This is a genomic window from Bremerella alba (assembly GCF_013618625.1).
GTDB lineage: Bacteria > Planctomycetota > Planctomycetia > Pirellulales > Pirellulaceae > Bremerella > Bremerella alba.
The window spans coordinates 555,442-577,930 of record NZ_JABRWO010000002.1 but is presented as its reverse complement, the minus strand read 5'-3'; the positions used below and the strand labels follow the sequence as shown (position 1 = coordinate 577,930).

At 55.1% G+C, this 22,489-nt stretch carries 13 protein-coding genes; 6 read left to right on the top strand and 7 right to left on the bottom strand.

The window, feature by feature from the left end; genetic code table 11:
• Positions 1 to 319 precede the first annotated feature (319 nt).
• Positions 320 to 1,792 carry a hypothetical protein gene (locus HOV93_RS05460; RefSeq protein ID WP_207395451.1) on the top strand — a complete coding sequence of 491 codons (1,473 nt, stop codon included), beginning with the start codon at positions 320 to 322 and terminating at the stop codon, positions 1,790 to 1,792.
• A gap of 115 nt (positions 1,793 to 1,907) precedes the next feature.
• Here HOV93_RS05460 and HOV93_RS05455 read toward each other — a convergent pair whose 3' ends face one another.
• The 7 genes from HOV93_RS05455 to HOV93_RS05425 form a co-directional block, all read right to left on the bottom strand.
• Complete coding sequence (locus HOV93_RS05455) at positions 1,908 to 4,133, bottom strand: molybdopterin oxidoreductase family protein (protein ID WP_207395450.1); 2,226 nt, start codon at positions 4,131 to 4,133, stop codon at positions 1,908 to 1,910.
• 12 nt (positions 4,134 to 4,145) lie between these two features.
• Entirely contained in the window at positions 4,146 to 5,756 is a 1,611-nt protein-coding gene (locus tag HOV93_RS05450; protein ID WP_207395449.1) for a DmsC/YnfH family molybdoenzyme membrane anchor subunit, read from the bottom strand.
• Between the two features lie 14 nt (positions 5,757 to 5,770).
• Entirely contained in the window at positions 5,771 to 6,634 is an 864-nt protein-coding gene (locus HOV93_RS05445; protein WP_207395448.1) for a GAF domain-containing protein, read from the bottom strand.
• 24 nt (positions 6,635 to 6,658) lie between these two features.
• Positions 6,659 to 7,561 carry an ABC transporter ATP-binding protein gene (locus tag HOV93_RS05440; protein ID WP_207395447.1) on the bottom strand — a complete coding sequence of 301 codons (903 nt, stop codon included), beginning with the start codon at positions 7,559 to 7,561 and terminating at the stop codon, positions 6,659 to 6,661.
• 20 nt (positions 7,562 to 7,581) lie between these two features.
• Positions 7,582 to 8,427, bottom strand: coding sequence for an ABC transporter ATP-binding protein (locus tag HOV93_RS05435; protein WP_235989832.1), 846 nt, complete (start codon positions 8,425 to 8,427; stop codon positions 7,582 to 7,584).
• Between the two features lie 39 nt (positions 8,428 to 8,466).
• Positions 8,467 to 10,170, bottom strand: a complete 1,704-nt coding sequence (locus HOV93_RS25645; RefSeq protein WP_235989830.1) for an ABC transporter permease — start codon at positions 10,168 to 10,170, stop codon at positions 8,467 to 8,469.
• Between the two features lie 106 nt (positions 10,171 to 10,276).
• On the bottom strand, positions 10,277 to 11,770 hold the full coding sequence (locus HOV93_RS05425; RefSeq protein ID WP_390813879.1) for a CmpA/NrtA family ABC transporter substrate-binding protein: 1,494 nt from the start codon (positions 11,768 to 11,770) through the stop codon (positions 10,277 to 10,279).
• 461 nt (positions 11,771 to 12,231) lie between these two features.
• Here HOV93_RS05425 and HOV93_RS05420 point away from each other — a divergent pair, with 461 nt between their 5' ends.
• From HOV93_RS05420 to HOV93_RS05400, 5 genes are all read left to right on the top strand, one after another.
• On the top strand, positions 12,232 to 13,812 hold the full coding sequence (locus tag HOV93_RS05420) for an alginate export family protein (RefSeq protein WP_207395445.1): 1,581 nt from the start codon (positions 12,232 to 12,234) through the stop codon (positions 13,810 to 13,812).
• A gap of 285 nt (positions 13,813 to 14,097) precedes the next feature.
• A complete protein-coding gene (locus HOV93_RS05415) occupies positions 14,098 to 15,585 on the top strand; it encodes a sigma-54-dependent transcriptional regulator (protein WP_207395444.1) in 1,488 nt (495 codons plus the stop codon).
• A gap of 4 nt (positions 15,586 to 15,589) precedes the next feature.
• Positions 15,590 to 17,851, top strand: coding sequence for an ATP-binding protein (locus tag HOV93_RS05410; protein WP_207395443.1), 2,262 nt, complete (start codon positions 15,590 to 15,592; stop codon positions 17,849 to 17,851).
• A gap of 227 nt (positions 17,852 to 18,078) precedes the next feature.
• Positions 18,079 to 20,808 carry a PA14 domain-containing protein gene (locus HOV93_RS05405; RefSeq protein WP_207395442.1) on the top strand — a complete coding sequence of 910 codons (2,730 nt, stop codon included), beginning with the start codon at positions 18,079 to 18,081 and terminating at the stop codon, positions 20,806 to 20,808.
• A 75-nt stretch (positions 20,809 to 20,883) separates the two neighbouring features.
• Positions 20,884 to 22,332, top strand: coding sequence for a PQQ-dependent sugar dehydrogenase (locus HOV93_RS05400; RefSeq protein ID WP_235989828.1), 1,449 nt, complete (start codon positions 20,884 to 20,886; stop codon positions 22,330 to 22,332).
• The last annotated feature ends 157 nt before the right edge of the window (positions 22,333 to 22,489 follow it).

Below are 22,489 nucleotides of genomic sequence, written 5' to 3'. Positions count from 1 at the left end.
AGGGGGATTTAGCAAGCCGAGTCCTTCGCGAGAGGACTCGGCTTGCTTGCGTTCTTGAGGGTTCTAGAGCTTATTCGGGTTGCGGGTGGTGTGTCGTATCTTCAAACAGCGAATCACCTTCCCAAGATTCTGCCCCCACGGTATGATAGGCGAGACTATGCAAGCATCCCCGCCATCCGGGTTGGCGACCACAAAAATTGTCGTAAGTAGCGTGAGGTCGCCGCGAAGAGCCACAATTGGCCCGTAATTACCTAGGGCGGGGGATCCCCTTTATGCAGGAAGGCATGGCCCGTAACTCGGGCAATCGTTAACGTAATACATGAGCAATTCGAACAAAACTGGGCATTGGCTATCTCTCGCCGCCCAAATTGGCGCCATATCTCAAGACGAACTCGAAAAAGCCGAAGCAGCCGAAACTGCTGCTAAAGAGGCTGAGCAGCAAGCGGCCGAAGAAGCCGCTGCGAAAGAATTGGCAGCCAAAGAGGCCGCTGAGAAGCAGGCCAGCCCACCTCCGGGCGAACCAACCGAAGAAGCGGCTACTACCGATATCGAGGCAGCCGAAGATGCGTTTCAGGACGCGATTGAGCCTGAAGACGAGCTTTCGCAGGTTGCCGATGGCCCTGCCGACAATAAAGAGATCGTCGAGCCGCCGCACCAAGAGCCGGTCGCTCAAGCCGAAGAAGTCGTAGCCGAAGAGGCTCCTAAACCGAAAAAGAAGAAGCCTAAGAAACGCAGTCACTGGGCTTCCCTCTCCTCGATGCTCGGCCTTTCCGCTTCCGAAGAAGAAGAGGAAGACGACGACGAAGAAGAAGTTGTTGAGGAAGTCGCAAAGGTCGTCGAAGAGCCCAAGGTGATCGTCAAAGCGGAAAAGCCCGCTGCTCCTAAGAGAGAGCCCAAGAAAGCGGAAAGCCCTCACCTGGCTGCTTTCAAGGAGCCCCTGGAGCGTTCGCCCGAAGAGACACGGGCCTCCAAGATCATGGGCACCTCGGCGCCCAAGTCCCGCGCAACGAGCGACGACGACTTTAAAGGCTTCGACGGAATCTTTCTGGATGAAGGGACCGACGAAACCGACACATTGGATGTCGATACCGGCGAACAAGATCAAGACGAGCCCAACAATCGCGTCGAAGAAGACGATCGATCGTCGCGAAGAGACCGGGGCCGCGGTCGGAACCGGGGTCGCGGACGTGGTCGTCGCCCGCGCAGTGACGAAGATGAAGTCAAGGTTCGTCAGCCGGCTAACAACGACGATGACCTGGATGAAGATCTGGACGACGAAGTCGAAAGCCGTGACTCGCGTTCCAGCCGAGACGATTCTGATTCCGATGACGAGCAGCGACCCACGCGTCGTCGCCGACGTCGCCGTCGTTCGCGTAAGGCATCCGAATCGGATTCAACATCGCAAGAAGAAGCACCTCGCAGCCGTCGTCCTAGCCGCTCGGAAGAAGACGACTACGAGGATGACGATGACGACGACATGAATCTCGATCTCGACGTCGATCTCGACCACGATGACGACGACGATAATGAAGATGCTCCTCGAAGTCGGCGTCGGCCCCCACGCCGTGGTCGAAGCGATTCCGACGATGCGGAAAAGCCAAAGGACCGTCACAGCAAGATCCCTTCGTGGACCGATGCGTTGACCGCAATGGTGGATAAGAACATCGAGCGTCACGAGAACGCCCCACCATCCCGGCCTCACGAACGTGGCGGTCGCAACAGTGGTGGTGGTGGTCGTCGTCGCCGTGGTGGCGGTGGTAGCAGCAGTGGTGGCGGACGCGATCGACGTTAAGCAGCCAACCTTCTTATACTTAAAACGGCCTCTTCCTGATCGCAGGAAGAGGTTGTCTGGGGTATCGTTCTCAATGCCCTTTCTATCGCTTCCAGCCGCAGAACAAGATGGCTGTCTAGCTTGATTTCACGATCCGGACGGCCGCGTTTTTGTAAGAAGGTTGACGCGAGTACGAATCGAACTGAGGGTACGTCAGTTGATTGGTCACCTCGTTATGCATCGGCAGGAAGACTTGCCCTGGCTGGACGCTCGAGGTGACATTGGCCCGGGCTCGGATTTCTCCTCGCGCCGATTGTACCTGGACCCAGTCGTGAGGCTCTATCAGCAACGCGTCAGCATCTTGCGGGTGGATATCGACAAGAAGGGTTGTCGAGTAAAGCGTCCGCAACACGGCTGACTTGGATGTTTTGGTTTGCGTATGCCACTGGGCCGCCGTGCCTCGGCCGGTCAGCAGACGTAGCGGGAAGGCGTCGCAAGGCTCTTCGCCGGGTGCTTCCGGTGGTTCAAAAATGAAGCGTGCCTTGCCGTCGGCGTGGAAGTATTGTCCATCTTCAAACAGCCGTCGTTGTGGCAACGGCAGCCAATCGTCGCCGCTGCTTTGGTCTTGTTTGGTCGGCCACTGAATGCCGCGGGCATCGTCCAGCATCCGGTAGTCACGAATTCCCGTGATATCGCAGGGTTGTCCCTCAGAGCATTTTTTCATCACCTGAAAAACGTCTTCGGGTGTTTTCCAATCGGCACACATCGACTCGCATCCCCAGTAGTGAGACACCAGGCGAAAGATCTGGAAATCGGCCAACGCTTCACCAGGGGCCGACACCACTTTCTTGTGCAAGCCAAAGCGACGCTCCGAGTTGATAAACGTCCCTTCTTTCTCTCCCCAGCCAGCGGCTGGCAAAAGAAGATCGGCTCGAACGGCCGTTTCGGTCGAATCGTACATGTCTTGAACGACCAGGAAGTCGAGCTTGTCGAGCGTTTCCTTGGCTTCCTGCTGATGAATCCACGAATGGGCCGGATTGGTAGCAATCACCCATAGGCCGCGAATATCGCCGCGTCGGATGCCTTCCATGATGGCGTCGTACGACCAGCTATTTTCGGTCGGGATATGGGTCTCCGGTATGTCGAGGATGCCCGCGATCTTCTGGCGGTCTTGCTCTTTGGTGAAATCATGACCGCCCAATAGGTTGGTCGTGTTGCTGAACAGACGCGAACCCATCGCGTTGCACTGCCCGGTGATGCTGTTGGCTCCGGTGCCAGGGCGACCGATGTTGCCAGTCATCAGGGCTAGATTGATGATGGCCTGGGCGGTGCGGACCCCTTGGTGGCTTTGATTGACCCCCATAGTCCACCAGAAAGAAACCCGTTTTCCATCGTGAATGGCCTGGACCACTTCCATGACGGCGGCAGGGTCGAGCCCGCAGTTGACCAGGCTGTCTTCCAGTTGGTACTCGGCCACATGGGCTTGGAACTGATCGAAGCTGTTGGTGTGATTGTCGATGTACGACTGATCGATCCAACCCTTTTTGATTAGCACGTTCGCGATCGTATACAGCAGCGCCATATCGGTCTTGGGCCGTAGCGGCAAATGGTGGGTCGCCGCGACAGCCGTTTCGGTCCGGCGAGGATCGATGACGATGATCTTCGGATCGTGAGGATTTCGGAGAACCCTTTCCCACATGATCGGATGAGCGATGCAAAGATTGGAACCAACAAAGACCAGTACGTCAGATTCTTCGAAGTCGGCGTAGGTGAACGGAGGTGCATCGAATCCGAACGATTCCTTGTACGATACGACGGCAGTGGCCATGCATTGCCGCGTGTTGCCGTCGCCGTGCAGCATCCCCATACCGAACTTGGCGAGCGAACCGAGGAAGAACATTTCTTCCGTCGCGATTTGCCCCGTACTGAGAAACGCGACCGAGTCGTTGCCGTGCTGGGCTTGGATATCCTTGAAACGCGTGCAGAAGGTCTGCATCGCTTCGTCCCACGAGACCGGTGCCAGCTTGCCATCTGGTCCTTTAAGCATCGGCCGCGTGGCACGGTCGTTAGCTTTGAGGACAGTTAGGGACTCCCAGCCTTTGGGACATGCCATGCCTAGATTGACCGGCCAGTCGACCGAGGGACTGAGGTTGACGGCCTGACCATCTTTCATGTGAAGTTCTAGCCCGCAACCTGTCGAGCAGAATCCGCAGACCGAGGTGGTCGTGGCATCAGGCTTTGCTCCGACGGGAACTTTTCCCAGGCCATATTCCCCAGGATGCAGCAGCAGGTCCCGTGTGAGGCTACCATCCTTGGCGTAGATCAACTGTTGCAGCCGATTGGGTGGCGTTGCGGTCGACATGAGAGCCTCCTTTTACTTGGGTAAATTCGGCATGGCCGGAGTGGATTCGGCAGCAAAGTAGAGCCCGCGGTCGATCAATTCGGCGGTCACCACAAAGATCAATGCCAGCCCGGCACAGACGACCGAAGCAGGACTTGTAAGGGTCAAAAGAATCGCCGGTAAAACGATTCCGCCGAAAACCCACAGGCCCACGCGTGCCAGGTGAAACGACTTGAGCGGGCCCAGTAGCAACCGCGCCGAGCGTGCGATGGGGTCGGTTGTCGGTAGTGTTACTTGCGAAAGTAGTTGGTATTCGAGCGCCAGGCGGGCCATGGTCGTGGCGATGATAAGCGTTAAGCCGAGCATCGATGGCGGTTGGCCGGCCAATGCACTTTCCAGGTTCAACGCCGCCAGGCCAGATAAGACAATCGTCGTGCCGAACTTGCTGAACGTGATCGACGACTGCCAGAACGGACGTTTGGTGACGATGTAAATCATCGCAGAACAAAAGATGGTAATGCCCCCGCCACCTATGGCCGCTAACGCCATCATGGAACGAAACGGTTCCAGAAATGGAATGAAATAAGACGCCGCGTAACCCACCAGCGGCCCGGCGAATGCAGGCATAAGGACGGCTTCGCGGCTGAGCCACGAAGTTCGTAAACCGAGGAACACTCGGAAACCATACATGGGTCGACCAAGGTGTGCCCCCGATGCGGCGAGGCCTACCATCGCGGCGAGTGTCGCCAGGACCGCGCTGACCATACCCCCTACGTCCAGCAACTGGCAAACTGCACTGGCGATCAACATGCCGAGTGCGGCTTGAGTGAGCGTCAGCAGACCGACCAGAGGCAGGTGGGCATGGTTGGGCACCACTTCCTGGGCTCCGGCCGAAACCATCTCGGCATCCAGGCGGTACTTGCCCACGTAACGAGTGGTGGGGTTAGTGATTCTAGGATTGGCAGCCCCGCGCAGGAATTGCCCTTCTTTCGCTTCGCTGCGGATGACGGCCTGGTCGACGATGGTGATCTTGATGGCGCTGTTAGGGCACGATTGAACACACGCGGGTGCTTCCCCTTCGGCCAAGCGATGCCGGCACATGTCGCACTTACGGACGATGCCCTTGGCCTCGCTGAACTTGGGGACATCGTAAGGGCACATCAGCGTGCAGTACTTGCAGCCGATGCACTGATCGTCGAGATGCACGACGATGCCCAGCTTGGGGTCTTTTTCGTAGGCTTGAACCGGGCAACCCGACAGACAGCCAGGATCGACACAGTGGTGGCACGCGGTCGTCACGTGCTGCACGACCGGCTTCGAGGGGATCGAGCTTTGCAGCATGCCGACGTTGCGCCAGGTCTCGGATTCTTCAAGCCCGTTCATGTTATGGCAGGCCACCACACAGGCTTTGCAGCCAGAGCACGTGTCGAGATTGACCTCAAACGCGTACTGTTCGCCGGGGGCGGGCTCGCTAAGGGGGATCAACTCGCGATAGGTCGGAGCCAATAGTGGATCGGCATGTTGGTCGTGCCGCTGCGAGAATCTCTCAACGGCCGACAAGTCGCGTTGTTCGGATAAAAGCATTTCCACCAGATTGAATTCTGATGCGATTTGCGGTTCCTGATTATGTTCGCCAATGGCCATGCGGGTTCCGTTGGTTAGCCCCAGAGAGTAAGAACTTGAACCAATCGATCGCCGTTGAAAATCGGCAAGGCCAACGCAAAGCGTGCGCCCTGGTCGAATAACGGAACAAGCGTTGCGTCGTCGTCTGCGTTATGCATCATCACTGGGATGCGCGATGCGTAGCACTGGCCGACGATTCCTTCGCCATAGCTGACGGCCGACCTTGGGGGCGGGGTAATACCGACGGCATAGCTCGACTGGACAAGCGACAGTTCTGTTTGGTCTTCGCTAGGGAGCCACGTTTCCATGGCCTGTTGAAAGGGGAAGTCGACCGTGCTGAGGATGACCAGAACGCATTCCAGTTCGTGCTCGGTGGCCATTATCGGAATACCCAGGCCGTAACGTAGCCCCTCCTTGCGAGCACCTGCGGCACGCATGAACGCCTTCGATTGATCGATGCGAGCAATGATGCGCGACTTGCGATCATCCCAGGTCTCGCCCGGCAGGCCAGAGCCGCGCGGAAACTTGACGTAAGGGCTGATTGTCTCGAAGTGCTGGAGACCTCGGTAGGCCGATTCGGTAAGTCCCAGTTCGTCGCGATCGGTACGCGACCAGCGTTCCAAGGCAATCTTGCAATCGTCCGTTGCATGCACGGTAAACAAGATGGCGGCAACGACTTCGTTAGTGATCAGAATTGGTAAAGCGATTTCAAGCGTGTCTTCCCCCACGCTACGGATCGCCGAACGTCGCTCGCTGATCGCCTGTTGAATCAGGTCGTGGTTTGGCGGACCTTCGGGGGCCGCAGGGTAGCCGCATGCAGCTATAAGTTGTCCGGCGTTTTCGTTGTGAACCCAGACCGAAATATTGGTCAACACCGAAGGTGCGATCGTAGTCGTCATGTCCTGTTCGTACCTCGTGAAATGTTAAGCGTTGGCGGTGACGTTTTCGGATGCGGTCGTGTCTTCTTCTTCCGACAGTGTCACGGTCATTGGAGGGGCCGGTTCGTCAGGCTCGGTCGCCTTGGGCTTGTGGTGTTTGTGACGTTCCTGCTCTTCGAGGAAGGAAACCAGCGATCCGCGAAGCTCGTAATACAGTGGGTGCTCGAGCGTATCGGCACGATTTCGAGGACGCGGCAACGGGAGTTCCAGTACCTGTCCAACCTTGGCGTTGGGGCCGTTGGTCATCATGCAGATGCGGTCGGCCATGTAGATCGCTTCGTCGACGTCATGCGTGACGAGCATTGTGGTGATCTTTTCTTTGTCGAGGATCCGCAAGATGACGTCTTGCAGTTCCATCCGTGTGAGCGAGTCGAGCCTTCCGAAAGGTTCGTCAAGTAAAAGCATGTTCGGCTTGAGAGCAATTGCCCGAGCGATGCCGACACGCTGCTGCATCCCACCAGACATCTCGCGGGGGTACTTGTCCATCGAATCGGCCAGCCCGACGATGCTCAGGTAGTACTCGCAGATCTGGCGTCGCTCGGTGCGGGATGCGTGTGGATAGACACGATCGACCCCCATCCGCACGTTTTGCATTGCCGTCATCCAGGGCAGCAGGCACGGCGATTGAAACACCACGCTCCGGTCAGGACCAGGACCTGCGATTTCCCGACCAGCCACTACGACGCTGCCGGAGGAGATTGGATTGAGCCCTGATACCATGGTCAAGACAGTTGATTTGCCGCAACCCGAGTGACCGATCAGACTGACGACTTCGCCCTTCTTGAGGATCAGGTTGAAGCCATCGACCACTTTCACGTCGTCGCCGAAAGGGTTGGGGTATGCCTTGACGAGGCGATACATTTCGACGAAGCGATTCTCTTGTGACATGACGTTTCCTTAGGTGAACGTTAGGCGATGCCGATACGAATGGGCTCGACATCGGGAAGGACCACATCCGAAGCGACCCGCAGCTGCTTGGCGTCTTCGTTGATCCCCATCATGTAGCGTGTGATTTCGTTGCGGAGTTTTTTAAACTCGGGATTGAAGTTCAGCGTGGCTCGTTCCCGAGGACGATCGAGCGTGACGGGGAACTCACGCCCCAGCTTGGCTGCAGGTCCCGGCGTGAGCGGCACGATGCGGTCTGCCATGAGCACGGCTTCGTCCACGTCGTTGGTGACCATCACCACCGTGCGACGGTCTTCTTCCCAAAGCCGGATGATCTCGTCCTGTAGAACGCTTCGCGTGAGCGCGTCTAGGGCGCTCAGCGGTTCATCCAACAGCAACACTTCCGGCTGCATCGATAGCGTGCGTGCTAAGGACAATCGCTGCCGCATCCCGCCGGATAGCTCGGAAGGACGCTTGGCTTCACTGCCGGTCAAGCTGACCATGTCGATATAGTGCTGGACGTAATCGCGACGCTCGCCGCGGGCCATCCGGGGGAAGACCTGCTTTACGGCGAGTTCAATGTTGCCATGAACGGTCAGCCAGGGAAGCAAAGAATAATTTTGGAAAACAATTCCACGATCGGGGCCAGGGCCCTTCATTTGCTTACCTTTGAAGCGGACTGCCCCTTCATCGGGCATCAGCAGGCCGGCCAGCAGGGAAATCAACGTCGACTTCCCGCTGCCAGAGAATCCGATAATCGCGACGAATTCGTTTTCGTGCACCTTCAGATTGGCTCCTTCGAGCACCGTGTATCGACGGTGCGATTCACCAAATCCGACCGTTGCGTTGTCTAATTCGAGGATTGCCATGTGGCGTGTTCCTTTAGGTATGACGTTGGCAATCATGCTTTACAGAGCCGTCGGAGCGCCGTCGAAGCTGACCATGCGTTGCAGGACGATCATGACTCGATCGAGCAATAGCCCAATGACGCCCACAAAACCGCAGGCAACAAACATTTGTGCGAACGTGGCCGACGACCCGTTGTTGAACATGTCCCACACGAACTTCCCGAGGCCAGGACTACTGGAGAGAAGTTCTGCAGCAATCAGTACCATCCAGCCAACCCCTAGCGAGATTCTCAGACCAGTGAAAATCAGCGGCAGGGCGGAAGGGATGATGATCTTGGTCAGGCGATCCCACAGGCCCAATCGCAAAACTCGCGCCACATTCAGGTGGTCCTGGTCAATTGCCGAGACCCCTAAGGCAGTATTGACCAGCGTCGGCCAGAGCGAACATAACGCGACGGTGATGGCAGAACTGAGGAATGACGGTTGAATCCACGACTCGTCGGGCCGTGTGATGAACGCCCCCACGATGAAGAACACAATCGGGAGCCAGACAATGGGGGAGACCGGTTTGAACAGCGAAATCAGCGGAGTCATCGAGGCCATGAAGACTCGGCTCATGCCACAGAACACGCCAATCGGTATGGCGATGGCTGTGGCGATGAAGAAGCCAGCGAACACACAAGCGAGGCTCGTCCAGATTTGGTCGAAAAAGGTGGGCGGTTTAGCGAACTCTGATCCGGCAATCGTGTTGATTCGTTCTTCGCGCTGAATCAATTGCTGAGCCAAGGTGAACATCTCGGGACCGCTGGCAGTGGCGTACTGCCGCTTGAGGTCTTCCATTTCGGACTCGGCCTTGGCGACCTTTTGCTCGCGGTTGCCTTCGGTCAGTAAATTAACGCGTGTATCGAGGAACCCGGCCTTTTGACCTGTAGAACTGATTTGCTGTCTTAACGCTTCCACTTCCGGAAGCGATTTACCACGACGCTCGGAAAGTTCGACCCTGAGCGACTTGAGGTGTTCGTTCTCTTCGTTTGTCTTTTGCAGATGCTGATTGACCAATTGAACGTAGTTGACTTTTTGCTTGGTATCGTCGGTGGCAATCTTGTCGGCCTCGGCTACCAGGGCTTGGGCTCGCGTTTGTTGCTCTTGCTTGTAGGCTTGCTCTTGTTGGCTTACCGCATTAGATAGTTTCGACAAGCTGGCCGAGACAAACCGTGCTGAAATACCTTCGACGAATGCGAACTGCTGACGAGCGACATCGGTTGCGGTGGCCTCGGATGTGGCCAGGTCGTCGTTAAGTTTCTTCCAGTCGTTTTCGATCTTTGTCTTTTCGGCGGACGCATCTGCGGGAACTTTGGCCAGCAGCTGATTGAGGAGGTCGTCGTTTTCCTGGCTGATTGCTTCCCATTTTGCGTCCAGCGATTCGATTTCTGCCTGAGTCGCTGCAAGTACTTTTTCTCGAGCTTCGCCTGCTTCGTTGTAGTCACTGACCTTGGTGTATTCGCGATTGTGGAAATCGGCGATGCCATCGTAGGCTTTAACGACCTGGCCAGGCGTGGGGACTTCGCCGGCGCGGGTCTTAATGCGGGGGCCGATTTGGTCCCAGGCAACCACACAGGCAACCATCACGAGAACAGGAATGGCAATATAGAGGCCAATTTCTTTGAGCTGACGCTTGGGGTCTTCGCCGTAGCAAAGCAGCACGACCGGCTCGAAGACGCGAAGGCCGGCGACGTCCAGTATGCGAATGATTTTGTACTTCATGCGACTCTTTCGTACGGTTTGATCGGTGTCGTGGGTATCGCTGGCGTGGTGTAACGGGCCGGAGGTGGCTTCCGCCTACGCCTCCTCCGGCCACCCCACTACGCGGTTAGTTATCTTTGTTGCCAATGGAATGAGCGTTGAGATAGCCTGTCGGGTCGTGTCCGTCGTAGACCACCCCGTCGATGAAATCTCCCTTTTCTGTCGGTGGCTTGTATCCGTCGGTATCTTTGGCCGGGACTTGCTCTTCGGTTAACTCGCCGGCGGCAATCAACGTTTCCGCCGCTTTGCGGTAGATGTCAGGACGATAGATTTTCTTCGCTGTTTCGTCGTACCACTGGTCTGATTTGGGTTCGCTGATCTGTCCCCAGCGTCGCATCTGAGTCAGGAACCACACGCCGTCGCTATACCAGGGGTAGGTGCAGTGGTATTTGAAAAAGACATTGAAGTCAGGCATCGGTCGCTTGTCCGACTTCTGGAAGTAGAAGAAACCGGTCATCGAGTTTTTGATGACTTCGTAGTCGGCCCCCACGTAGTTCGGTTTGGCCAGAATACGACAGGCCTCTTCCCGATTGACCAGCTTGCCGCTGTCGTCCGTTTCGTCGAGCCACTTGCCAGCGCGAATCAATGCTTTGACGACCGCAACGTGCGTGTTGGGGTTTTCATCGTTCCAGCGTTTGGTAACGCCGAACACTTTTTCGGGGTTGTTTTTCCAGACGTCGTAGTTGGTAGTAACCGGAACACCGATCCCCTTGGCGACGGCTTGCTGGTTCCAGGGTTCACCGACGCAGTAGCCTTGGATATTGCCGGCTTCCATTACGGTGGGCATCATCGGCGGCGGCGTAACTGAAAGCAGTACGTCGGCGTTGGTTTCACCGACGGTGTCGTTCTCGGTGTACATGCCGGGGTGAATGCCGGACGCGGCGAGCCAGTAACGTAGTTCGTAGTTGTGCGTGGAAACGGGGAAGACCATGCCCATCTTTAGAGGCGTTCCGCCTGCTTTGTACTCGTCGACCACCGGACGAAGCGAATCGGCCGTAATCGGATGGGGCGGGGTAGGGCTCTTCAGTTTCGGATCGTTCTCCTGCATCTTCTGCCAGATGTTGTTCGAGACGGTGATCCCATTCCCGTTCAAGTCCATGGTGAACGCGGTAATGATGTGGGCCTCGGTCCCGATACCGATCGTCGCGGCAATCGGTTGTCCCGACAGCATGTGGGCTCCGTCCAGCTCACCATTTATCACGCGATCGAGCAGGGTTTTCCAGTTTGGCTGAGCTTCAACATCGACCTGCAGTCCTTCGTCGGCGAAGAAGCCTTTCTCCTTGGCGATGACCAGCGGGGCACAATCGGTCAACTTGATAAAGCCCAGCTTCAAGTTGTTCTTTTCGGGTGCGGCAAGCGTGGTGACGACTTCGGTCGTGGCTGCGTTGGGCTGCTGGGCGGCCTTACTTCCCTCGGCGTCAACGGTGGCGGCTAAAGAGCTTAGATCAAGTTCGTCCAGGCTTGGGCCGGTTGGTTTTGACTGCGAGCAGCCTGCTAACAAGATGGCTGCTAGCATTCCTGCTGCCAGTGCGTGGCGATTCCAAAGTCCGGTCCTGTTCATGCTCGATTCCTGCAAGTGATTCGGTGTAACGGAGGGGGCGATGATTTCAACAACGGTGCAATGAGCGGCATTGATGCGCATTTCACCCAAACTGACGCGGCACTCGATGTAATCGCAATGGGTGTGCCAAACGAACGTGATCACTCCGTAACACACTTATGTGTAAAGGGTTACGTTCTGAGTGTGTTCAGTAGGAGGAAAGGATTTGATCGCGCCTGCCTGCAACCCCAGGCAGCAAATGCAGCAACCGTGTAGCGCATTAATTGCGCTCGCTCACGCTGCGCGCGAGCATTCTGGCACCACTTGCGGACAATGCTTGTCCAATCGAACCATCAAAGGACGTATTTGCGGCATCCTTCCTAAATCCCCTGTAGAACCGCAAGCACCAAGGACGAAATGTGCAATACCCCACTAAACGGACTGACCTGCGGAAAGACCATTCGTTGAAGGAACAACGACCCATGACCCATTCCATGACCTCATGGCTGGCTGCCCTGGCAGTTTGTCTTGGTGGGGCTACACCATTAGCGCTTCAAGCGCAAGAGTTTGTACCGCCGCAATCGGCGCTTCTTGAGAATGCTCCGGTGACGCGTCTCGCTGACGAGCCAGTTTCGCCTTCGGACATGATTCTGGCGGTACCGACTACCACGAGCACTTCTAACGTCGAGTATGCCGAATCGGCAACGATGGAAACCTCAGGCGAAGCCTGTTGCGACCCCAAGAAGGTTGCCGAGTTAAACAAGAAGGCGGCAAGTGCCTACAAACCGCTTTATTTTGACAACGACTTCACCTATCTGTGCGATCCTTGCTACGACGGTTGCCTGCTGGGCGAAGACCTAAAGCGGATGTGCGTGGGCGATTGCGGCGTTCTCGATATTGGCGGTGAATATCGTGCGCGATACCATCACGAACAAAACATGAAGCCGTATCTCAACGGCGTTGATGACGACTTTTTGCTGCATCGTTTGCGTTTGTATGCGAATTACGAAGTCACGGAAAACCTACGCGTTTATGCGGAAATGCTGCATGGCGTCAGTGAATTCGAGTCGGCTCCACCGCGTCCGATTGATGAAAACTATTGGGAAATGAACAACTTCTTTATTGATGGGAAGTTGTGGGACACCTGTGACGGAGCCTGGTATGGCCGCGTTGGTCGACAGGAATTGCTGTACGGCAGCCAGCGACTCGTTTCGCCTTTGGACTGGTCGAACATTCGTCGCCGTTTCGACGGTTTCAAGGCCTACTACCGTAGCGATGCTTTAGATATCGACGGTTTCCTGACTCGTCCGCTGAAGAAAGACTTGCACGACTGGGACTCGGAAAACCAGGACCAATCGTTCTACGGCCTATGGACGACCTACAAAAAGAGTGAACTTGGTACGGTCGATCTGTACTGGTTGGGATACGAAAACAACGCTGCTCCGTTTCGTTATCAAACCTTTGGTAGCCGGGTCAATGGCGAGAAGCACTCAATCATTTACGACCTGGAAGGTGGCTACCAAACGGGCGAATACCAGGGTGCCAACCACAATGCTGGGTTCTTCACCATCGGGTTTGGTCATCAGTTTCAGGAAATGGGCTGGAAGCCTAAAGTCATGGTCTATTACGACTGGGCATCCGGCGACGCGATCCCAAGCAACGGCTTCAATCAATTGTTCCCACTGGGGCACGCTTACTTGGGCTGGATGGACTTGTTTGCCCGGAACAATATCGAAGATTTCAATGTTCAGTTGACGGCCAAGCCTTGTGATGCGTGGACATTGATTGCCTGGTACCATCTCTTCAATCGACAAGATTCGGATGACGTCCCTTACACGGTGACCAACAATCCGTATCCGAACACGACTCCTGATGGATCGCGTTACTTGGGTCAGGAAATTGACTTCCTAGCCAAGTGCCAACTGACGCCACGTTCGGACATTATCTTTGGTTACTCGCACTTCTTCACCGGCACCTACTTCCAGGATCAGAACGCCCTGAACCCGGCCGTGTATGATGGAGACGCTGACTTCTTCTGGACCCAGTACAGCCTGCGGTTTTAAAGAATCACTGTGAAATCGAAGACGATACCTACAAGGGATGGCGACACGATCGCCATCCCTTTTTTCGTGCCTAAAAAGAGCGCACGTATCACGTAACAAATTAGGCACTGCGGAAAATTATACGCGTGCATTTTAAATGTTGGTTTCGTAAGTTGTGTCTCAGTATGTAGATGTGGCGTAGGTGCGGTGATCACCAAGGCCGCTGGTACATCAGTTGCATGCATTGATTCCATCTGCTGGGTTGGACGGGCGGAACCTCTCTGTTTTCTTTGATACTGCACCAAATTGACAACGCAAAATTATCTCGGGACGAAACGTGAACGCCGCGTCTTGGTGATTGATGACGATCCCAACGTAGCGACAGTAGTTAGCACGGCGTTGAGCCAGGAAGATATTCGTGTCCAGCATGCGGAAACAGGGACTACCGGGCTGCAACAGCTTGTGCAGTTTCGGCCTGACGTGCTCATTCTCGACCATTTGCTTCCCGACGGAGAAGGTCTGCAGATCCTTGGACGGATCAATCGAATCGATGCCAGACTGCCGGTTCTTTTTGTCACGGCACGCAATTCGAGCGATTTGGCCATCGAGGCCATGAGGCAAGGCGCATTCGACTTCCTTGCTAAACCGCTGCAACTCGAAAAGGTGTTTGAAAAGACCCAGCAGGCACTCGAGAGCCGCCGATTAATGTTGATGCCGGTGCAACTGCCATCGCAGGTCGATCCGATGATCGACGGCGCAGATCATCTGATTGGTCAGTGCCCGGAAATGCAGGAAGTTTACAAAGCCATCGGGCGAGCTGCGGCGCACGATGTCCCCGTACTAATTGAAGGGGAGATTGGAACCGGGAAAGAACTGGTGGCACGAGCGATTTACCAGCATGGGCGACGCAAAGATCGTCCCTTTGTGAAAGTCGTTTGCAGCGACTTCAACGCCGAGTGGCTGGAAAGCGAGCTGTTCGGGCACGAGGCCAGTGTGTTGGCCGGATCCACCGAACGCCGTATCGGCAAGATTGAACAATGCCATGGCGGGACCGTCTTGCTGGAAGAGGTCTCTGCGATTCCGCAGGCGCTACAAAGCAAGCTGGTACGGTTTATCCAAGACAAGACCTTCGAGCGGGTTGGCGGCCACGATCCGGTTCAGGTGAATACAACGCTCCTCTTCACTTCCAGCAGAAATGCCGAACGACTTACGGCCGAAGGGGTGATCCGACATGACTTGTTCTACCTGCTCAGCGCCTTCTTGATTCGCATTCCACCACTTCGCGAACGTGGTGCCGACTTGCCTAAGTTAGTAGATCATTTCGTAGGGCAGTTTTGTCGTGTAGAACGAATTGCCCAGTCTGGGGCGGTCCGCACATCTCCGGAAGCCTTGAGATTGTTGTCTGATTACCCTTGGCCAGGCAATGTTGCAGAACTTCGCAGCGTACTTCGCCGAGCACTGATCGAATCGCGGGGAACCGTAATTGCGGGCGATTATCTGCGGAATGCCTTGCGAGATATGCACCGAAAAGACGACAGTTTAGAAACAAAGATGCTTTCTTCTCATGTATGTGACTGGGAGGATTTCATCATGGAGAAGATGGAGGCCGGGTCAAACGACCTCTATGCCGATTCGGTCATGGAGATGGAACGTCACGTCCTGACCATTATTCTTCGGAAGACATCTGGTAATCAGGCCAAGGCTGCCCGTATGCTGGGTATAACACGTACTAGTCTCCGTAAGAAGATCCACTACCTTGGGCTGGCGATCGAAGAGTTCGTGAGCACGGTTTAATCCCATGACCGATCCGGGAAAAGGCATTCCCACTGCAAGGTCTTCCGCGAATCGATTAACCATTCTGTATGTGCTTGCGCTGAGTGCTGTTGCCCTGCTTACCATTCTGGGGCAATTTCTAGTTCAGCAAAGTTTAGAACGCCAACTGAGTGATTCCACCCTGATCAACATCGCCGGACGTCAGCGGATGTTGAGTCAAAAGATCACGAAGCTCGGCCTGCAAATTCAAACGAGCGACAATCCTTATCAAAGAACGGCAGCCCGAAATGAACTTCGCGAGTCTCTCCAGCTGTGGGAGACCTCTCACCAGGGGCTTCAAGAGGGTAACTTAGATCTGGGGTTACCAGGCAACAACAGCGAAACGGTTACCCAGTTATTTGCCGAGCTAGAGCCCAGTTTTCAAGCGATACGTAAGGCAGCAGCAACGATTCTTTCTGCCCAGGTCGTGGAGCAAGACAATCAGGAAATTGGGCCGGCACTAGAGACTATTTTGGCGAACGAGGGAGACTTTCTGGACGGCATGGACCAGATTGTTTACGCCTGCGATCAAGAGGCCGAGAGCCGCGTCGCTAATTTGAAGCAAGTAGAGCGGGGGCTGTTGCTGATTACGTTGGTGGTGCTCCTGTTCGAGGGTTTGTTTATCTTTCGGCCAGCGGTCACTCAGATTCAACGGATGGTTACTCGCCTGCGAGAAAATGCCGAAGTGTTCGAGATGGCTAAGAATTCGGCCGAGGCCGCTAACCAGGAAAAGACGGGCTTCCTGGCGAAGATGAGTCACGAACTGCGTACCCCAATGAATGCCATTCTGGGGCTATCTGAAGTGCTTCTCCGCGGTCGTCTGGTCGACAATCAGAAAAAGCTGCTCAATACCATTCACGATTCCGCCCAGTCGCTGATGGGCCTGCTTACCGACCTTTTGGATATGTCGAAGTTAGAGATTGACGCGGATCTGAAGCTTCGGCACGAGCCGCTGAATCCCAAGCATATCCTCGCCAGAGTCGTGGAGATGTTCACGTATCAGGCCCAGCAGCGTGGCTTGAAGCTGGAATTGACGGTCTCCGAAGACCTCGATTTGTGGGTGCTGGGAGATGAAAACCGTCTCCGGCAAGTTCTTGTCAATTTGATCCAGAATGCCCTGAAATTTACGAGTGAAGGGAAAGTGCTGGTCGAAGCGGAAGTGCAGCGGCACCATGCGCACGAAGTTCTCATCAATATGACGGTGACTGACACGGGGCCAGGCATTTCCGCCGAGGATCAGAAGTCGATTTTCGAACCGTTCAAGCAAGCCGAAGGCGATCGTGACAAGCACGGTGGTGCGGGGTTGGGCTTGAGCATTGCCTACCGATTGGTGGAAGCAATGCAGGGACGCCTACGAGTTGTCAGTCAGCTTGGTGCCGGGACGACATTCATCCTTGAAATTCCCTTTCAAAAGTCTTTTGACGGAATCCAAGAAACCGACCAGTGGCGGCAAGATAAGTCGGCCCCTGCGGAAGTCATGTTGTCTTTGTCGAAAGCCAACTTGTTGGTAGTCGAAGACGTCGAGGCAAATCGTCTTGTGATCGGTTCGATGCTTGAAGAAATGGCGGTGCCTCATCGATTCGCTACTTCAATTGGCGATGCCTTTGATAAGGTTGACCAGAAGTGGCCTGAAATTATTCTGCTTGATCTTGAACTTCCTGATGGCAGTGGTTTCGACTTCTTTCAGAAATTGCTCGACCGTTGTTTGGATTCCGATCGTCTTCGTCCCACAGTGATTGCCCTGACCGCCCATGCAACCGACGAGTTCCGTCAGAAAACGGAAGCCGCCGGAATGGATGGCTTCCTGACTAAACCAGTGACCCTTTCGGGGTTACGCTCGGTTCTCCATTTAACAGGACCTGGCGAATCACTGCCGGAAGGAGACTTCGATTTCAACGCGACGGCGAAAGAGCGTTTCGACGAGGAAACGGTCAGCGATCCACTCGCTTCCTATCCGGAAGAACTTCGGACGAAGCTACTGCTGGTTTACTGCGAGAAATATCAGCAGCAATTCGCTGAACTAATATCTGCCAAAGAAGCAGGTGATCCAAAGCAGTTTTCGTTCATGGCTCATAAGCTGTTAGGCATGGCCGCTAATTTTGGAGCAAGCCCAGCGGTCGATAAACTACAGCTGTTGGATGACGAGCAAGTCGACCTGACGGATCCGTCTCTGCCGGAAACGTTAGTGACGCTTCAAGCCGACTTAGACGACTTGGCAGATCAAGCTCACAACAGGATAACGCATTAGCTTTTATCGCTGGGCGGTCGCTTGGTTTTATTGTGCCGCAAAATGGTTCAACTGCGTTGTGATTCTATGCAAACCGGAAAAGAAATTGCATCGGCTTAGTTGACACCTGGGTAGGGTCGCGATGAAATAGGCCCATAACCTTTCTTTCTAGGGTGCCATACTCTCCTACCTTTTGCATCCTAGAAGCTCGCCTTTCCTATTTATTTTTTCCGCAATTGGCAGCACGCATGATGAGCTTGTTTCGCTGGACTTGCACGGCCGCATGGGTTTGCGCAACCGTCAGTGTTGGTCCTCTTTGGGCACAGTCGGGGCCCGTCATACCTGGTTATCAACAGTTTCACGGTCAGTCGCGAGATGCAGCTGGGGGCGAGATCTTGTGGAGCGAACTCAATTGCGTCGCTTGCCATCAGCAATCTGATGCTGAGCTTGGCAATCTCTCTGCCAAGGCCGCGCCCGATTTATCACTCGTCGGTAGCCGCGTGCGGCCAGAGTATTTACGTGAGTACCTGAAAGACCCGCACCAGCTTAAGCCTGGCGCGACGATGCCGGACGTGCTCGGGAATATTCCCTCAAAGGAACGAGCAGACGCGATTGAAAACTTGACTCACTTTCTTGCATCTACAGGGCGACTGCAAGAGTCGCGCAAGCGTTCGCGCGAGATCAACGCAGGCAAGAATCTGTATCACGAGATAGGCTGTGTGGCCTGTCACGGTCCTCGCGAAGGAATCCCCGCCGAGGCGGCTCAACTGAAGCCGTTGGGCACGTTAGAAGCGAAGTACTCGATTCCCTCGTTGGCCGCTTTTCTGCAAGACCCACTGAAGGTTCGTGCTTCGGGCCGCATGCCTGCGCTGCGACTCGACACCGATCAAGCAACGAAACTCGCCCAGTATCTGCTGCAGGATTTAGACGTCGAAGTGCCTGCCAATCTGCAGTACACATACTACGAAGGAAACTTCAGGGAGTTGCCTGACTTTACCAAGCTCGATTCTAAAGAATCTGGCGAGGCCATGTCGTTCGATATCGGTCTGGCAAAGCGAGCGAACAATTTCGCGTTCGTGTTTGAAGGGTATCTGAATATCGCCCAGCAAGGCGACTACACCTTTCATCTCGATTCCGACGACGGCAGTCGACTGGAAATCAATGGAAAGCAGGTCGTCAACAATGACGGCATTCACCCCAAAAATCGCCGCTCCGGCAAGATTCGTCTCGAATCTGGCATGCACGAACTGCGTGTCGAGTACTTCGATGGAGGTGGAGTCAAGGCACTCGACGTCTTGATGGATGGGCCCAGTGGGCTGCGTAATGCCTACGTGTCGGATTTCGTCTTTCTCGATCCCAAGAGATCGACGACTGAAGATCAATCGGATCAATTTCAAATCGATGCGCAGAAAGTGGAGCAGGGGCGTATTCAGTTCGTCTCGTTGGGATGCGCCAACTGTCACCAGCTAGGTGATATCAAGCCAGGTGTTTCGGCCCTGCACGGTCCGAGCCTGGCCGATCTCGACACGAGCCAAGGCTGCCTGGCGGCTTCGCCAGGGAAAGCACCTGATTTCAAGTTAACCGAAGGCCAACGCCAAAGTCTGACCTCGGCAATCCAGCGACGCAAAGAGCCGAACGTGGCTGCCTGGGAGCCAGAGCAGCGCGTTCGACGTTATCTAGCGACCTTCAACTGCTATGCGTGTCACGAGCGAGACGAAATTGGCGGCGTCACCGCTGATCTGAACTCTTACTTCCATACCTCCCAAGCGGAGATGGGAGACGAAGGACGCATCCCCCCCACGCTCGATGGTGTCGGGGCGAAACTCACCCAGAACTGGATGGCCAAGATATTGAACGAGGGGGCTAAGGATCGTCCCTACATGCAGACCGTCATGCCGAATTTCGGTGGAGAAAACGTGGGGCAATTGAAAGATCTCTTCGCAAGTCTCGACACGCTCCCCGAGCATCCCCCGATTGAAATCCCCGAGACGGAAGGTCGTATCAAGGCAACCGGTCGGCACATGGTGGGGGACAAGGTCTTCGGTTGCATCAAGTGTCATACGTTCGGCGGCGAAAAGGCGTCCGGCGTTCAGGGGATCGACATGACACTGATGACCCGACGTTTAAATCACGATTGGTTCCTGGCGTATGTGAAAGATCCTCCTCGATTTCGCAAGGGAACGCGTATGCCAACAGCCTGGCCCAACGGCAAGTCGGTCATGCGAAGTATCCTCAGTGGCGACGCCGATCAGCAAATTGATGCGATCTGGATCTACCTGAGCGATCAGGAAAATGCGGCCAAACCGTATGGCGTCGGCGAACAGCCAATTGAATTGGTTGCCTGGCGTAAGGCCGTTATCTACCGCAATTTCATCCAAGGAGCCGGCAGCCGCGCTATTGGTGTAGGCTTTCCTGAAAAGGCCAATATCGCCTTTGACGCCAACGACCTGAACCTGGCCCTCATTTGGCAAGGTGCGTTCATCGACGCGTCGCGGCACTGGACCGGCCGCGGTCAAGGGTTCCAGCCACCGCTGGGCGACAACGTAGTAGAACTTCCTGGCGGGGCCCCGTTCGCCGTACTCGATAGCCCGACAGCTAGGTGGCCTGATGTCAGCGGAAAAGACGCAGGCTATCAGTTCCTGGGCTACCGGCTTGATGAGGCCAACAACCCGACGTTCCGCTATCGCTTCGGCGATCGAACGATTTCCGATGCGATCAAGGCCGAAAAGGTGAACGAGTTCTCGTCTCTAAATCGGGAGATCACTGTCGAAGGACCATCCGCGCAGCCGTTGATGTTCCGTGCTCTTTCGGGAGAGTCAATTCACGCGTTGGAGGATGGCTGGTTCCAGATCGGCCAGGGGCTCAAGCTTCAAGTCAGAGGAGCGAAAGCAACCATTCGGCCTGGACAGAACGACCTGCTGATCGAGGTGCCCAATGATTCTCGACCGACCAGTTTCCAACTAAAGTACGTTTGGTAAACCGGTAAGTTTTTCGTTCCTAACTACTCCATAGCTACGCATTAAAGGCTTTGGCCGATGTTCCGATATAGTTCCATGCTTTTGATTTTTCTCTTCTCTGCGGTTGTGGCAAACGCCCAGGATAAAGAGCAAGAGAAGTACTATCAGATCACGCCGCTCCCGATTCCCGAAGGCGTGGTTTTGGAAGTCGGTGCGATGGAAATGATGCCTGACGGCAAGCTGGCCGTTGCTTCACGTCGGGGCGAAATCTATATGGTCTCGAACCCCAAGGCAAGTTCTCCGGAGACCGACACGACCTTCAAGCGGTACGCGCACGGGCTACACGAAGTGCTGGGGCTCGCCTACCGCGACGGTTGGCTTTACGTTACCCAACGCACCGATGTTTCACGCATTCGAGACACCGACGGAGACGGGGAAGCGGATGAGTTTGAAATCGTGTCCGATGGATGGGGAGTCTCCGGTGATTACCACGAGTACGCGTTCGGCTCCCGTTTCGACGAGGAAGGAAACATTTGGGTCACGCTTTGCCTGACCGGTTCGTTTTCCAGCAAGGTTCCATACCGTGGATGGTGCTTGCGTGTGAACGAAGATGGTACGACCACGCCCACGACCAGCGGTGTTCGCAGTCCTGGTGGAATGGGCATGAACGCCGCCGGTGACATCTTCTATACCGATAACCAAGGCCCCTGGAACGGTACGTCTGGATTGAAGCATTTGGTTCCAGGTCACTTTATGGGGCACCCAGGCGGCAACGATTGGTATAAATTGGCGCCCAACATGGGCGAGCGTCCCCAAGAACCCGAAAGCAACAGCCGCTTTCATATCGAAGCCAAGAAGATCCCTGAGTACATGCCGGCCGCAGTGCTGTTTCCCTACAACAAGATGGGCAAGTCGGCCAGCGGCATCGACTACGACCGCTCGGCAGGAAAGTTCGGTCCCTTTGCTGGGCAAATGCTCGTGGGTGATCAGTCGCACAGCACCATCATGCGTGTCGTCCTGGAAGAAGTGAACGGACGTTACCAGGGCGCATGCATTCCGTTTTTAGAAGACATCGGATCAGGGACGTTGCCGTTTTGGATGACCGAGGATGGAAATCTTTTTGTCGGCGGTACGAATCGGGGATGGGGCTCAAGGGGCAATAAGCCCTTCTCGTTAGAGCGAATCAACTGGACCGGCGTCACTCCGTTTGACCTGCTCGACGTACAAGCCAATCCGGACGGCTTTACGGTCCATTTCACGAAACCGATCGATCCTGAGTCTGCGAAGAAGGCCGATGCCATTCATATCGAAACGTATACCTATATTTATCAGTCAAGTTATGGCAGCCCCGAGGTAGATCATGCCCAACCGGCGATCAAGAATGTGGAGGTGGCTGGGGACAACTTGTCCGTAAAGATTACCCTCGATCAGGTTAAAGAAGGGCACATCCACGAGATACATTTCCCGGGCATCCTTGAGGCCAGCGGCGAGCCGCTTTGGCATGATGTGCTCTACTACACTTTGAATCAGATACCTGGCGAATAATTATTGATGGCCGCTAATGTCAATAGCCCAACCACAAAATAGTTGTCTTTTTTGGAACGAAATTGCGGTTTTGCTTCATTTTCTTGCGTGCGAGATTCGGCGAGATTTCTATACTCAGAGTTGAAGCCTTACGGTTTCCACCTCTTCTTTTATCCTC